We start from the raw sequence: 14,580 nt of genomic DNA on the forward strand, positions 1-14,580 counted from the left end.
GGGCCAGTACCGAGCCAGCGCCGATTCAGTACCGAGCCACCAGGAACCACCCGTGACAACGATCACCCCCGACCCCGGGAACCAGAGCGGCCCCCGCACCTCACTTGGCCCGGAGGCGGGCACTGCCGGTACGCTCACCGCCGTGCCACACCCTGATCAGTCCCAAACCACCCAGAAGGGCCACCCCGTGACATACCCGGGACCGCCCCGGCCGGTGCGGATCTCCGCCACACCCCTCGCGGAACTCGCCGATCAGCTGGGTGTCGCCGCGCCGGACAGCACCGCCGGAGTCACGGGCATCACCCACGACTCCCGCGCCGTCCGCCCCGGTGACCTGTACGCCGCCCTGCCCGGTGCCCGCCTGCACGGCGCCGACTTCGCCACCCAGGCCGAGGGCCTCGGCGCCGCCGCCGTGCTGACCGACCCGTCCGGCGCCGAGCGCGTCGCCGCCACCGGCCTGCCGGCGCTCGTCGTCGACGACCCGCGCGCGCGGATGGGTCAGCTGGCGGCCACGATCTACGGCCACCCCGGCCGCGACCTCCTCCAGATCGGCATCACCGGCACCTCCGGCAAGACCACCACCGCCTACCTCGTCGAGGGCGGTCTGCGCACGGCGAAGTCCACCGGGCTCATCGGAACGGTCGAGATGCGCATCGGCGACGAGCGCATCAAGTCCGAGCGGACCACCCCCGAGGCCACCGACCTCCAGGCCCTGTTCGCGGTGATGCGCGAGCGCGGCACCGAGGCGGTCGCCATGGAGGTCTCCAGCCACGCTCTGGTGCTCGGCCGCGTGGACGCCTGCGTCTTCGACATCGCGGTCTTCACCAACCTCAGCCCGGAGCACATGGAGTTCCACTCCGACATGGAGGACTACTTCCAGGCGAAGGCTCAGCTGTTCACTCCGAAACGCAGCAAACTCGCCGTGGTCAACGTCGACGACGAGTACGGGCGCCGCCTCGCGGGCGAGGCCACCGTGCCGGTCGTCACCTACTCCGCCGAGGGCCATCCCGACGCGGACTGGCGCGCCGACGAGGTCGAGGTCGGCCCGCTGGACTCCACGTTCACCGTGCTCGGACCCAAGGGCGAGCGCGTCACCGCCACGTCGCCGCTGGCCGGACCGTTCAACGTGGCGAACACCCTCGCCGCGATCGTCGCGCTCGCCGCCGCGGGCCTGGACCCGCAGACCGCCGCCGACGGCGTCGCCGCGGTGCCGGGGGTGCCGGGCCGCCTGGAGCGCGTGGACGAGGGCCAGCCGTACTTCGCGGTGGTCGACTACGCCCACAAGACCGACGCCGTCGAGTCGGTCCTGCGCGCCCTGCGCAAGGTGACCGAGGGCAAGCTGCACGCCGTGCTCGGCTGCGGCGGCGACCGGGACACCACCAAGCGCGAGCCGATGGGCGCCGCCGTGGCGCGGTTCGCCGACACGGCCGTACTGACCTCCGACAACCCCCGCTCCGAGGACCCCCTCGCGATCCTCGCCACCATGCTCCAGGGCGCGGCCTCCGTGCCCGCCCACGAGCGCGGCGAGGTGCAGGTCTTCGAGGACCGGGCCGCCGCGATCGCCGCCGCCGTCGCCCGGGCCGAGCCCGGCGACACCGTGCTGGTGGCGGGCAAGGGCCACGAGCAGGGCCAGGACATCGCCGGGGTGGTCCGTCCCTTCGACGACCGCCAGGTGCTGCGCGAAGCCATCCAGAAGACCCAGGGATGAGATCCCGAATGACCCAGATGATCCAGGGGACGAACTTGTGATCACCCTCTCTCTCGCCGAGATCGCAGAAGTCGTCGGCGGGCGGATGCATGACATACCGGACGCGTCCGCGCAGGTCACCGGCCCCGTCGTCCGGGACTCCCGGGAAGCGGGGCCGGGCAGCCTCTTCGTCGCCTTCGTCGGCGAGCGGGTGGACGGCCACGACTTCGCCGCCACGGTCGTCGAGGCGGGCGCGGTGGCCGTGCTCGGCTCCCGGCCCGTCGGCGTGCCCGCGATCGTCGTGGACGACGTCCAGGCCGCCCTGGGCGCCCTCGCCCGGCACGTCGTGCGACGCCTCGGCACCACCCTCGTGGCCCTCACCGGGTCGGCCGGCAAGACCAGCACCAAGGATCTGATCGCCCAGGTCCTGCGCCGCAAGGCGCCCACGGTCTTCACGCCCGGCTCCCTCAACAACGAGATCGGGCTGCCGCTCACCGCGCTCACCGCCACCGACGAGACGAAGTTCCTCGTCCTGGAGATGGGCGCCCGCGGCATCGGCCACATCCGGTACCTCTGCGAGCTGACCCCGCCGAAGGTCGGCCTCGTCCTCAACGTCGGCTCCGCGCACATCGGCGAGTTCGGCGGCCGGGAGCAGATCGCCCAGGCCAAGGGCGAACTCGTCGAGGCGCTGCCGCCGGCCGAGGAGGGCGGTACCGCGATCCTCAACGCGGACGACTCCCTCGTACGGGCCATGGCCTCCCGAACGAAGGCGAAGGTGATCCTTTTCGGAGAGTCCGACGAAGCGGACGTTCGAGCCGAGAACGTGCGACTCACGGACAGCGGACAGCCTTCCTTCAGCCTTCACACACCCTCCGGTGCAAGCGATGTGACCATGCGCCTGTACGGTGAGCACCACGTGTCGAACGCGCTCGCCGCGGCCGCCGTCGCCCACGAGTTGGGCATGTCCGCAGACGAGATCGCCACCGCGCTCTCCGAAGCGGGCTCCCTCTCCCGCTGGCGGATGGAGGTCACCGAGCGCCCGGACGGCGTGACGGTCGTCAACGACGCCTACAACGCGAACCCCGAGTCCATGAAGGCCGCGCTGCGTGCGCTCGTGGCCATGGGAAAGGGGCGTCGTACGTGGGCGGTGCTCGGCAAGATGGCCGAGCTCGGGGACGAGGCGCTCGCCGAGCACGACGCGGTCGGGCGGCTCGCCGTCCGGCTCAACGTCAGCAAGCTCGTCGCGGTCGGGGGCAGGGAAGCCCAATGGCTGCAACTGGGCGCATATAACGAGGGTTCGTGGGGTGAGGAGTCGGTGCACGTGTCCGACGCACAGGCGGCGGTCGACCTGTTGCGCAGCGAGTTGCGCCCGGGGGACGTCGTGCTCGTGAAGGCGTCCCGTTCGGTGGGCCTGGAGAGTGTCGCCGCGGCGCTGCTCGAGACCGGCGCCGAGGGTGAGGTTGCCGCCCGATGATGAAGCAGATCCTGTTCGCGGGGGTCATTGGCCTCTTCCTGACGCTGGTCGGCACCCCGCTGCTGATCAAGCTCCTGGCCCGCAAGGGCTACGGCCAGTACATCCGCGACGACGGCCCGCGCGAGCACGCCGCCAAGCGCGGTACGCCGACCATGGGCGGTATCGCTTTCATCCTGGCGACGGTCGCCGCCTACTTCCTCGCCAAGGTGATCACCAGCTACCTGGACCCCGAGGCGGACGCGGCGCCGACCTTCTCGGGCCTGCTGGTGCTCGGCCTGATGGTGGGCATGGGTCTGGTCGGCTTCCTCGACGACTACATCAAGATCGTCAAGCGGCGTTCGCTGGGCCTGCGGGCCAGGGCGAAGATGATCGGCCAGCTGACCGTCGGCATCGCCTTCGCCGTGCTCTCGCTCCAGTTCGCGGACAACCGGGGCAACACCCCGGCCTCGACCAAGCTGTCGTTCATCACCGACTTCGGCTGGTCGATCGGCCCGGTGTTGTTCGTCATCTGGGCGCTGTTCATGATCCTCGCGATGTCGAACGGCGTGAACCTGACCGACGGCCTGGACGGCCTGGCCACCGGCGCCTCCGTCCTGGTCTTCGGCGCCTACACTTTCATCGGCGTCTGGCAGTTCCAGGAGTCCTGCGCCAACGCGCTGACCCTGACCAACCCGGGCGCCTGCTACGAGGTGAGAGACCCCCTCGACCTCGCGGTGGTCGCCTCCGCGCTGATGGGCGCCTGCCTCGGCTTCCTGTGGTGGAACACCTCGCCGGCCAAGATCTTCATGGGCGACACGGGTTCGCTCGCGCTCGGCGGTGTGCTCGCGGGTCTGGCGATCTGCTCGCGCACCGAGCTGCTGATGGCCATCCTCGGCGGCCTGTTCGTCCTGATCACCATGTCGGTGGTCATCCAGGTCGGCTCCTTCCGCCTGACCGGCAAACGGGTCTTCCGGATGGCGCCACTCCAGCACCACTTCGAACTCAAAGGCTGGTCCGAGGTCCTTGTCGTGGTCCGCTTCTGGATCATCCAGGGCATCTGTGTGATCGTCGGACTGGGCCTCTTCTACGCGGGATGGGCAGCGGACAAGTGACCGACTCCTCGGTGCCTTTCGACTTCCAGGGCAAGCACGTCACCGTCGCCGGCCTCGGCGTCTCCGGCGTCCCGGCCGCCAAGGTCCTGCACGGGCTCGGCGCGCACGTCACCGTCGTCAACGACGGCGACGACGAGCGCGCGCGGGCGCAGGCGGCGGACCTGGAGGCGCTCGGCGTCACCGTGCGCCTGGGCGACGGTGCCACCCTGCCCAAGGGCACCGAGCTGATCGTCACCGCGCCCGGCTGGAAGCCGGACAAGCCGCTGTTCACCGCGGCCCACGAGGCCGGCGTCCCCGTCTGGGGCGACGTCGAACTGGCCTGGCGCCTGCGCGGCCCCGATGCCGCCCCCTGGCTGGCGGTCACCGGCACCAACGGCAAGACCACCACCGTCCGGATGCTGGCGTCGATCCTGAAGGCGGCCGGCCTGCGCACCGCCGCCGTCGGCAACATCGGCGTCTCGCTGCTGGACGTGGTCACCGGCGACGAGGAGTACGACGTCCTCGCCGTGGAGCTGTCCAGCTACCAGCTCCACTGGGCGCCCTCCCTGCGCGCGCACTCGGCCGTCGTGCTCAACCTCGCCCCCGACCACCTCGACTGGCACGGCTCCATGGAGGCCTACGCCGCCGACAAGGGCCGGATCTACGAGGGCAATCGGATCGCCTGCGTCTACAACGTGGACGCCACCGACAAGCCGTCCACCGAGGACCTGGTCCGCGAGGCCGACGTCGAGGAGGGCTGCCGGGCCGTCGGCTTCACCCTCGGCTCCCCGGCGCCCTCCCAACTCGGCGTCGTCGACGGCATCCTGGTGGACCGCGCCTTCGTCGAGAACCGGCAGCAGAACGCCCAGGAGCTGGCCGAGGTCTCGGACGTCAACCCGCCGGCCCCGCACAACATCGCCAACGCCCTTGCCGCCGCCGCCCTCGCCCGCGCCTTCGGCGTCTCCGCCGCGGCCGTACGGGACGGACTGCGGGCCTTCAAGCCCGACGCCCACCGCATCGCGCACGTCGCCGACGTCGACGGGGTCGCGTACGTGGACGACTCCAAGGCCACCAACACCCACGCCACCGAGGCGTCCTTGGCGGCGTACGAGTCGATCGTCTGGATCGCCGGCGGGCTGGCCAAGGGCGCGACCTTCGACGAACTGGTCACGGGCGCGGCGAAGCGGCTGCGCGGGGCGGTCCTCATCGGCGCCGACCGCGCCCTGATCCGCGAAGCCCTGGCGCGACACGCCCCCGAAGTACCCGTGGTCGACCTCGACCGGACCGACACTGGTGCGATGCTCCAGGCCGTCCAGGAAGCCCAGCGACTCGCCCGGCCCGGCGACACGGTCCTGCTGGCCCCGGCCTGTGCCTCCATGGACATGTTCACCAACTACAACCAGCGCGGCGACGCGTTCGCGGAGGCCGTTCGCGAACTCGGCGCCTGACCCGGCCGCCTCCTGCGCCGGGCGACCTCGGGAGGACGCGTGGGACGGTCCATGCCGACGTACAGCGGAGGCAGCGATGCCCGGTAGTCCCCAGAGCCGTACCGGACGTCCGCCCGTACAGCGGGCCGTCAAGCGACCCGAGGCGCCGGGGCCGCAGCACGAGAACCCGGTGCTCCGCCTGTACCTGCGCCTGCGCCGCGCCTGGGACCGGCCGCTGACCGCGTACTACCTGATCTTCGGCGGCAGCGCGCTGATCACCGTGCTCGGCCTGGTGATGGTCTACTCGGCCTCCCAGATCACCGCACTCCAGCTGTCGCTGCCCGGCTCCTACTTCTTCCGCAAGCAGGCCCTGGCCGCCCTGATCGGCGCCGGACTGCTCGTGGCCGCCATGCGGATGCCGGTGAAGCTGCACCGGGCGCTGGCCTACCCGATCCTCGCCGGTGCCGTCTTCCTGATGATCCTGGTGCAGGTGCCGGGGATAGGAGTCGCGGTCAACGGCAACCAGAACTGGATCGCGCTCGGCGGCTCCTTCCAGATCCAGCCCAGCGAGTTCGGCAAGCTGGCCCTGGTGCTGTGGGGCGCGGACCTGCTGGCCCGCAAGCAGGACAAGAAGCTGCTGACCCAGTGGAAGCACATGCTGGTGCCGCTGGTGCCGGCCGCGTTCATGCTGCTCGGGCTGATCATGATCGGCGGCGACATGGGCACGGCGATCATCCTGACGGCGATCCTGTTCGGCCTGCTGTGGCTGGCGGGCGCACCCACCCGGCTGTTCGCCGGGGTGCTGTCCATCGCCGCGCTGCTCGGGGCCATCCTCATCAAGACGAGCCCCAACCGCATGGCCCGGCTCAACTGCCTCGGTGCCACCGACCCGGGCCCCGGCGACTCCTGCTGGCAGGCCGTGCACGGCATCTACGCCCTCGCCTCGGGCGGACTGTTCGGTTCCGGGCTCGGTGCCGGCGTGGAGAAATGGGGCCAACTCCCCGAAGCGCACACCGACTTCATCTTCGCCGTCACCGGTGAGGAACTGGGCCTGGCGGGGACGCTGTCGGTGCTCGCCCTCTTCGCGGCTCTAGGCTATGCGGGTATCCGCGTGGCCGGACGCACGGAGGACCCGTTCGTGAGGTATGCCGCGGGAGGCGTGACCACCTGGATCACGGCCCAGGCCGTGATCAACATCGGTGCGGTCCTCGGGCTGCTGCCGATCGCCGGTGTCCCGCTCCCGCTGTTCTCCTACGGCGGTTCCGCCCTGTTGCCGACCATGTTCGCCATCGGTCTGCTGATCGCCTTCGCGCGTGACGAACCCGGTGCGCGGGCGGCGCTTGCGTTGCGGCAACCTCGCTTTGGTAGAAAGCGGGGAGCCAGGGGTCCCGGATCCAAGCGGAACCCCCGGAGTTGGAACACGATGCGACGGCGTGCCTCGGCGGCGCGCTCGTCCGGAGAGCGGTGAATTTCGGTGCATGTCGTACTCGCCGGCGGAGGAACCGCGGGCCACATCGAGCCCGCGCTCGCCCTCGCGGACGCCCTGCGCAGGCAGGATCCGACCGTGGGGATCACGGCCCTGGGCACGGAGCGCGGCCTGGAGACCCGCCTGGTGCCCGAGCGGGGTTACGAGCTGGCGCTGATCCCGGCCGTACCGCTGCCGCGCAAGCCCACCCCCGAGCTGATCACCGTCCCGGGCCGGCTGCGCGGCACCATCAAGGCGGCCGAGCAGATCCTGGAGCGCACCAAGGCGGACGCCGTGGCCGGCTTCGGCGGCTACGTGGCGCTGCCCGCCTACCTCGCGGCCAAGCGGCTCGGCGTGCCGATCGTCGTCCACGAGGCCAACGCCCGCCCCGGCCTGGCCAACAAGATCGGCTCGCGCTACGCCGCGCAGGTCGCCGTCTCCACCCCCGACAGCAAGCTGCGCAACTCCCGCTACATCGGCATCCCGCTGCGCCGCGCCGTCTCCACCCTCGACCGCGCCGCCGCGCGTCCCGAGGCCCGCGCGATGTTCGGGCTCGACCCCAACCTGCCGACGCTGCTGGTGTCCGGCGGCTCGCAGGGCGCCCGCCGCCTCAACGAGGTGGTGCAGCAGGTCGCGCCCTGGCTCCAGCAGGCCGGCATCCAGATCCTGCACGCGGTCGGGCCCAAGAACGAACTGCCGCAGGTACACCAGATGCCGGGAATGCCCCCGTACATCCCGGTAAGTTATCTGGACCGGATGGACCTCGCGTACGCCGCCGCCGACATGATGCTCTGCCGCGCGGGCGCGATGACCGTCGCCGAACTCTCCGCCGTCGGGCTCCCGGCCGCCTACGTCCCGCTGCCCATCGGCAACGGCGAACAGCGGCTCAACGCCCAGCCGGTGGTCAAGGCCGGCGGCGGACTGCTGGTCGACGACGCGGAACTCACGCCCGAGTGGCTCCAGCAGAACGTCCTGCCCGTACTCGCCGATCCGCACCGGCTGTACGAGATGTCCCGCGCCGCCGCCGAGTTCGGCCGCCGGGACGCCGACGACCTGCTCGTCGGCATGGTGTACGAGGCGATCGCCGCCCGTGCCCGCCGATAGAGACTGACGGAAGGCAGGGAGCGTGGCCGGACCGACCACCGCCGAGCGCGGGGAACGCCAGCAGGAGTCGTCCGGCCCGCCCCGCGCGCGCCGGTTCGGCCCGCCCCATCTTCGTACGATCATCATTACGGCCGTCTCTCTCGCCCTTGTCGCGGGCGGCACCGTCTGGGTGCTCTACGGCTCGAACTGGACCCGCGTGGACGGCGTGTCAGTCTCCGGAACCCGGGTACTCACGCCCGCGCAGGTGCGCGAGGCCGCCGACGTGCCCGTCGGTGAACCCCTGGTCTCCGTCGACACCGAGGCGGTCGAGGCGCGACTGCGCCGGAAATTGCTCCGCATTGACGAGGTCGACGTCGAGCGTTCCTGGCCGCACGGAATCGGACTGAAAGTGACGGAACGCACTCCGGTTCTGATTGTCCAAAAGGGTAAAAAGTTCGTGGAAGTGGACGATGAAGGCGTCCGATTCGCCACGGTTTCCCGGGCGCCCAAAGGCGTGCCGACACTGGAATTGGAGCCCGCCCGTTCCGGCTCGGCCGGGCCGAGTCTGCGCCGCTTCGACGAGGACCGTCTGGTGCGGGAGGCGGTACGGGTGGCGGGCCGCCTCCCGGACGCGGTCGCCCGGGACGCACGGCTCGTCAAGGTCCGTTCCTACGACGACATCTCGCTGGAGTTGAGCGGCGACCGGACCGTGGCGTGGGGGAGTGGCGAACAGGGTACGGACAAAGCCCGCGCGCTCACCGCGCTCATGAAAGCGACGCCCAAGGCGCGGCACTTCGACGTGAGTGTTCCCACCGCCCCGGCGTCATCGGCGAGTTGACGGGTATCCGTGCAGGCCAGCACCCTGACTGGGCAGCGCTACGGCTGATCACATAGGGTGAAAAGAAAAACGGGAGGTTCGGCGTGTTCGTTGAACGTGCGCCACTTGTCGACTTAGTGTCCTGTTCAGAAGACTCCAAGGAACAGACACACTGGTAACCCTAAACTTCAGCGTTAGGGTTCGGGTCGGCACTATGGACCGTCCCAATCGGCATCAGTCGTCGGGTCGCGGGGGCATCAGTGCTTCGGTGACCGGGCGACACGTAACTCGAGGCGAGAGGCCTTCGACGTGGCAGCACCGCAGAACTACCTCGCAGTCATCAAAGTCATCGGTGTCGGCGGCGGTGGTGTCAATGCCATCAACCGGATGATCGAGGTCGGTCTCAAGGGCGTCGAGTTCATCGCCATCAACACCGACGCTCAGGCGCTGTTGATGAGCGACGCCGACGTCAAGCTCGACGTCGGCCGCGAACTCACCCGCGGACTCGGCGCCGGAGCCAACCCGGCCGTCGGCCGCAAGGCCGCCGAGGACCACCGCGAGGAGATCGAGGAGGTCCTCAAGGGGGCCGACATGGTCTTCGTGACAGCCGGAGAAGGCGGCGGCACCGGCACCGGCGGCGCGCCCGTCGTCGCCAACATCGCCCGCTCGCTGGGCGCCCTCACCATCGGCGTGGTCACCCGCCCGTTCACCTTCGAGGGACGGCGCCGGGCCAACCAGGCCGAGGACGGCATCGCCGAACTCCGCGAAGAGGTCGACACCCTCATCGTCATCCCCAACGACCGGCTGCTGTCCATCTCGGACCGCCAGGTCAGCGTGCTCGACGCGTTCAAGTCCGCCGACCAGGTGCTGCTGTCCGGTGTGCAGGGCATCACCGACCTGATCACCACGCCCGGCCTGATCAACCTGGACTTCGCCGACGTCAAGTCGGTCATGTCCGAGGCCGGCTCCGCCCTCATGGGCATCGGCTCGGCCCGCGGCGACGACCGCGCGGTGGCCGCCGCCGAGATGGCGATCTCCTCGCCGCTCCTGGAGGCGTCCATCGACGGCGCCCGGGGCGTCCTGCTCTCCATCTCCGGCGGCTCCGACCTCGGCCTGTTCGAGATCAACGAGGCCGCCCAGCTGGTCAGCGAGGCCGCCCACCCCGAGGCCAACATCATCTTCGGCGCGGTCATCGACGACGCGCTCGGCGACGAGGTGCGGGTCACCGTGATCGCGGCCGGCTTCGACGGGGGCCAGCCGCCGTCCAAGCGGGACAACGTCCTCGGCTCCTCCTCGGCCAAGCGCGAGGAGCCCACCCCGGCGCGGCAGACCGACAGCCGTCCGTCCTTCGGCTCGCTCGGCAGCGTCAAGCCGAAGGAGGAGCCGGAGCAGGCGCCCGCCCCGGAGCCGGTCGCCGACCTGCCGCCGGTCTCCCCGCCGGTCCCGCCGTCGCGGACCTACTCGGACAGCGCCGCCGAGGAACTGGACGTGCCGGACTTCCTGAAGTGATAGGACAGCGCGACACCGTGAACGGCGCGCACTTCGGCTTCACCGACCGGTGGGGCGGAGTGAGCGCCGTTCCGTACGAAGAGCTCAATCTCGGCGGCGCGGTCGGCGACGACCCCGGCGCCGTCACGGCCAACCGGGAGCTGGCCGCCAAGTCGCTGGGCGTCGACCCGGACCGGGTGGTCTGGATGAACCAGGTGCACGGCGCCGACGTCGCCGTCGTCGACGGTCCCTGGGGAGAGAGCCCGGCCCCGCGGGTCGACGCGGTCATCACCGCCGAACGCGGTCTCGCCCTCGCCGTCCTCACCGCCGACTGCGTGCCCGTCCTCCTCGCCGACCCGGTCGCCAAAGTCGCCGCCGCGGCCCACGCCGGCCGGCCCGGCCTGGTCGCCGGGGTCGTCCCCGCGGCCGTACGGGCGATGGCCGGACTCGGCGCCGACCCCACCCGGATCGTCGCCCGCACCGGACCCGCCGTGTGCGGCCGGTGCTACGAGGTACCCGAGGAGATGCGGGCCGAGGTGGCCGCCGCCGAGCCGGCCGCACACGCCGAAACGAGCTGGGGCACCCCGGCGGTCGACGTGGCCGCGGGCGTGCACGCGCAGCTCGAACGCTTCGGGGTGCGCGACCGGGTGCGGTCGCCGGTGTGCACGCTGGAGTCGCAGGACCACTTCTCGTACCGACGCGACCGCACCACCGGGCGGCTCGCGGGCTATGTCTGGCTGGACTGATGGGGCATGACGGACCGTAAGCACGAACTCGCCGCCAACCTGGCGAAGGTGGAGGAGCGCATCAGCGCCGCCTGCGCGGCCGCCGGCCGCCCCCGCGACGAGGTCACCCTCATCGTGGTCACCAAGACCTATCCGGCGGACGATGTGCGCATTCTCTCCGGACTCGGCGTGCGGCACGTCGCCGAGAACCGCGACCAGGACGCCGCGCCGAAGGCCGCCGCCTGCTCGGATCTGCCGCTTTCCTGGCATTTCGTCGGCCAGTTGCAGACCAACAAGGTGCGCTCCGTGGCCGGATACGCGGATGTGGTGCAGTCCATCGACCGGGCCAGGCTCGTCACGGCCCTGTCGAAGGAGGCCGTGCGGACCGGCCGCGAGGTGGGGTGCCTCCTCCAGGTGGCGCTCGACGCGGGGGAGAGCGGGCGCGGTGAGCGCGGCGGCGTCTCGCCCGCCGGGATCGAGGAGTTGGCCGGCGTGGTCGCCGGGGCGGACGGGCTGCGGCTCGACGGGCTGATGACGGTGGCCCCCCTCACCGGCGAGTACGCGGGACGCCAACAGGCGGCGTTCGAGCGCCTCATGGATTTGTCGACCTGGGTGCGCCGAGCCCATCCGACTGCGAACATGGTCTCCGCAGGCATGAGTGCGGACCTCGAACAGGCCGTGGCCGCCGGAGCGACACATGTACGCGTCGGCACTGCGGTACTCGGAGTCCGCCCCAGGCTCGGGTAACGTCGCCAAGAAGTCGGACCACAGCAGAAAATATGGTCATTACCGCCGAAAGGCGGACGCAACGACCTCGTGGATCGCAGGCATTTGGCAGTCGTCAGCCGATCCACCACAGAGCGGAGGACTCAGAGCATGGCCGGCGCGATGCGCAAGATGGCGGTCTACCTCGGCCTCGTGGAGGACGATGGTTACGACGGCCGGGGGTTCGACCCCGACGACGACTTCGAACCGGAACTGGACCCGGAGCCCGAGCGGGACCACCGGCGACACGAACCGGCACATCAGTCGCACGGTTCACACCAGCCCCAAAGGGACGAAGAGGTGCGAATCATGCAACCGCCCGCGCAGCGCGAGCCGGTGCCCCGTGCCGCTTCGCTCGCGGCGGAATCCGGGCGCCCGGCGCGGATCGCGCCCGTGGCGTCCATCACACAAGAACGCGCAAGCCTGGAAAAGAGCGCACCGGTCATCATGCCCAAGGTCGTGTCCGAACGAGAGCCCTACCGCATCACCACGCTTCACCCCCGGACCTACAACGAGGCCCGTACCATCGGGGAACACTTCCGTGAGAGCACTCCCGTGATCATGAATCTCACTGAGATGGATGACACAGACGCGAAGCGACTTGTCGACTTTGCGGCCGGTTTGGTGTTTGGTCTTCACGGCAGTATCGAGCGGGTGACGCAGAAGGTGTTCCTGCTGTCTCCTGCTAACGTCGATGTCACGGCGGAGGACAAGGCCCGCATCGCAGAGGGCGGGTTCTTCAACCAGAGCTGAGACGCACCACCGGTACAGAGCAAGAACACGGATCCGAGGACGGTTCCGAGAGATGGTTCAGGGGAGAGGGAAGCACCAATCATGAGCGTGGTCCTGGATGTCGTCTACATCGCGCTGATGTGCTTCCTCATCGTGCTCATCTTCCGGTTGGTCATGGACTACGTCTTCCAGTTCGCCCGCTCGTGGCAACCCGGCAAGGCGATGGTGGTCGTTCTGGAGGCCACTTACACTGTCACCGATCCACCGTTGAAGCTTCTGCGGCGGTTCATCCCGCCGCTGCGTCTCGGGGGCGTGGCGCTCGACCTGTCCTTCTTCGTACTGATGATCATCGTCTACATCCTGATCCACATCGTGAGCCGGCTGTGAACGATGAGAGAGATACGGGCTTGCCGAATGCCGACGACAACGTTGAGGTGAAGAGATGCCGTTGACCCCCGAGGACGTGCGGAACAAGCAGTTCACGACCGTCCGCCTCCGAGAAGGCTATGACGAGGACGAGGTCGATGCCTTCCTCGATGAGGTCGAAGCCGAACTGACCCGCCTGCTCCGCGAGAACGAGGACCTGCGCGCCAAGCTGGCCGCGGCGACGCGTGCGGCCGCGCAGAACCAGCAGAACATGCGCAAGCCTCCGGAACCCCCGCAGGACCAGCAGCACGGGCAGCATCCACCGCAGCAGGGCGGCATGCCCCAGCAGGGTGGGATGCCCCAGCAGGGCGGTATGCCCCAGCAGGGCGGTATGCCCCAGCAGGGCATGCGAGGTCCCGGCGCTCCGGTGCCCGCCGGCATATCGGGCCCGCCGCAGCAGCAGATGGGTGGCCCCATGGGTGGCCCGCCCCAGCTGCCGAGCGGTGCCCCGCAGCTGCCCGCCGGCCCCGGCGGACAGGGTGGCCCGCAGGGTCCCGGCCCGATGGGTCAGGGTCCCGGGCCGATGGGCCAGGGCCCGGGTCCGATGCAGGGCCAGATGGGTCCCGGTCCGATGGGCGGCCCCATGGGCGGTCCGCCGCAGGGCCCCGGTGGCCCCGGCATGCCCGGTCAGGGCGGCCCCGGTGGCGACAGCGCCGCCCGGGTCCTGTCGCTGGCCCAGCAGACCGCCGACCAGGCGATCGCCGAGGCCCGTTCCGAGGCCAACAAGATCGTCGGCGAGGCGCGTTCGCGTGCCGAGGGTCTGGAGCGGGACGCCCGTGCCAAGGCGGACGCCCTGGAGCGGGACGCGCAGGAAAAGCACCGCGTCGCGATGGGCTCCCTGGAGTCCGCCCGCGCCACGCTGGAGCGCAAGGTCGAGGACCTGCGCGGCTTCGAGCGCGAGTACCGCACGCGGCTGAAGTCCTACCTGGAGTCGCAGCTGCGTCAGCTGGAGACCCAGGCGGACGACTCGCTCGCCCCGCCGCGTACGCCCGCGACGGCTTCTCTGCCGCCGTCCCCGGCACCCTCGATGGCACCGGCCGGCGCGAGTGCCCCGTCCTACGGCGGCAACCAGTCGATGGGCGGTGGGCCGGGCCAGTCCGGTCCGTCCTACGGCGGTCAGCAGCAGATGTCGCCGGCGATGACCCAGCCGATGGCCCCGGTACGGCCGCAGGGTCCGTCGCCGATGGGGCAGGCGCCCTCGCCGATGCGCGGGTTCCTGATCGACGAGGACGACAACTGAGCCGGCGCACCGACGTCCGGTAGGTAGTACGGCGCAGCAGTCGGCAGCGTTCAGGGCGGGGCCCCGGGTTTTTTCCCCGGGCCCGCCCCTGGGTGTTTTACCACGGCGGGCCCGCGTGGGGCGGGGGGGGGGGCCCCGCCCCCAAAACAGCCACCCCCCCCGCGCCCGGGGGCGAGCACCC

At 70.6% G+C, this 14,580-nt stretch carries 13 protein-coding genes; all 13 read left to right on the plus strand.

The features are described 5' to 3' along the window. Nucleotides 1-187: 187 nt before the first annotated feature. Nucleotides 188-1,708 carry a UDP-N-acetylmuramoyl-L-alanyl-D-glutamate--2,6-diaminopimelate ligase gene (locus ACFWR9_RS06580; RefSeq protein ID WP_383836487.1) on the plus strand — a complete coding sequence of 507 codons (1,521 nt, stop codon included), beginning with the start codon at nt 188-190 and terminating at the stop codon, nt 1,706-1,708. Between the two features lie 37 nt (nt 1,709-1,745). Beyond that, nucleotides 1,746-3,161, plus strand: coding sequence for a UDP-N-acetylmuramoyl-tripeptide--D-alanyl-D-alanine ligase (gene murF, locus ACFWR9_RS06585; protein WP_383836490.1), 1,416 nt, complete (start codon nt 1,746-1,748; stop codon nt 3,159-3,161). Then, nucleotides 3,161-4,252: a phospho-N-acetylmuramoyl-pentapeptide-transferase gene (mraY, locus tag ACFWR9_RS06590; RefSeq protein WP_383836834.1), complete on the plus strand. Its 1,092-nt coding sequence runs from the start codon at nt 3,161-3,163 to the stop codon at nt 4,250-4,252. Before murF ends, mraY begins: the two co-directional genes overlap by 1 nt. A gap of 11 nt (nt 4,253-4,263) precedes the next feature. Further along, the gene (gene murD / locus ACFWR9_RS06595) at nt 4,264-5,679 is read left to right on the plus strand and encodes a UDP-N-acetylmuramoyl-L-alanine--D-glutamate ligase (protein WP_383836837.1); all 1,416 of its coding nucleotides are present in this window, start codon (nt 4,264-4,266) and stop codon (nt 5,677-5,679) included. Between the two features lie 76 nt (nt 5,680-5,755). After that, nucleotides 5,756-7,126, plus strand: a complete 1,371-nt coding sequence (gene ftsW / locus ACFWR9_RS06600; RefSeq protein WP_383836493.1) for a putative lipid II flippase FtsW — start codon at nt 5,756-5,758, stop codon at nt 7,124-7,126. Between the two features lie 6 nt (nt 7,127-7,132). Then, a complete protein-coding gene (gene murG / locus ACFWR9_RS06605) occupies nt 7,133-8,227 on the plus strand; it encodes an undecaprenyldiphospho-muramoylpentapeptide beta-N-acetylglucosaminyltransferase (RefSeq protein ID WP_383836496.1) in 1,095 nt (364 codons plus the stop codon). Between the two features lie 22 nt (nt 8,228-8,249). After that, nucleotides 8,250-9,044: a cell division protein FtsQ gene (gene ftsQ / locus ACFWR9_RS06610; RefSeq protein ID WP_383836499.1), complete on the plus strand. Its 795-nt coding sequence runs from the start codon at nt 8,250-8,252 to the stop codon at nt 9,042-9,044. Between the two features lie 288 nt (nt 9,045-9,332). Further along, nucleotides 9,333-10,532, plus strand: a complete 1,200-nt coding sequence (ftsZ, locus tag ACFWR9_RS06615) for a cell division protein FtsZ (protein WP_383836502.1) — start codon at nt 9,333-9,335, stop codon at nt 10,530-10,532. Next, complete coding sequence (gene pgeF / locus ACFWR9_RS06620) at nt 10,529-11,257, plus strand: peptidoglycan editing factor PgeF (RefSeq protein ID WP_383836505.1); 729 nt, start codon at nt 10,529-10,531, stop codon at nt 11,255-11,257. Before ftsZ ends, pgeF begins: the two co-directional genes overlap by 4 nt. A gap of 6 nt (nt 11,258-11,263) precedes the next feature. After that, the gene (locus tag ACFWR9_RS06625) at nt 11,264-11,983 is read left to right on the plus strand and encodes a YggS family pyridoxal phosphate-dependent enzyme (protein ID WP_383836508.1); all 720 of its coding nucleotides are present in this window, start codon (nt 11,264-11,266) and stop codon (nt 11,981-11,983) included. Nucleotides 11,984-12,112: 129 nt separating this feature from the next. Next, complete coding sequence (gene sepF, locus ACFWR9_RS06630; protein WP_383836511.1) at nt 12,113-12,754, plus strand: cell division protein SepF; 642 nt, start codon at nt 12,113-12,115, stop codon at nt 12,752-12,754. Between the two features lie 81 nt (nt 12,755-12,835). After that, complete coding sequence (locus ACFWR9_RS06635) at nt 12,836-13,120, plus strand: YggT family protein (protein WP_122614930.1); 285 nt, start codon at nt 12,836-12,838, stop codon at nt 13,118-13,120. A gap of 55 nt (nt 13,121-13,175) precedes the next feature. Continuing rightward, a complete protein-coding gene (gene divIVA, locus ACFWR9_RS06640) occupies nt 13,176-14,399 on the plus strand; it encodes an apical growth/hyphal branching protein DivIVA (protein WP_383836515.1) in 1,224 nt (407 codons plus the stop codon). The last annotated feature ends 181 nt before the right edge of the window (nt 14,400-14,580 follow it).

Origin of the sequence: Streptomyces sp. NPDC058534 (genome assembly GCF_042717365.1) — a bacterium.
In the GTDB taxonomy this organism is placed as follows: Bacteria; Actinomycetota; Actinomycetes; order Streptomycetales; family Streptomycetaceae; genus Streptomyces.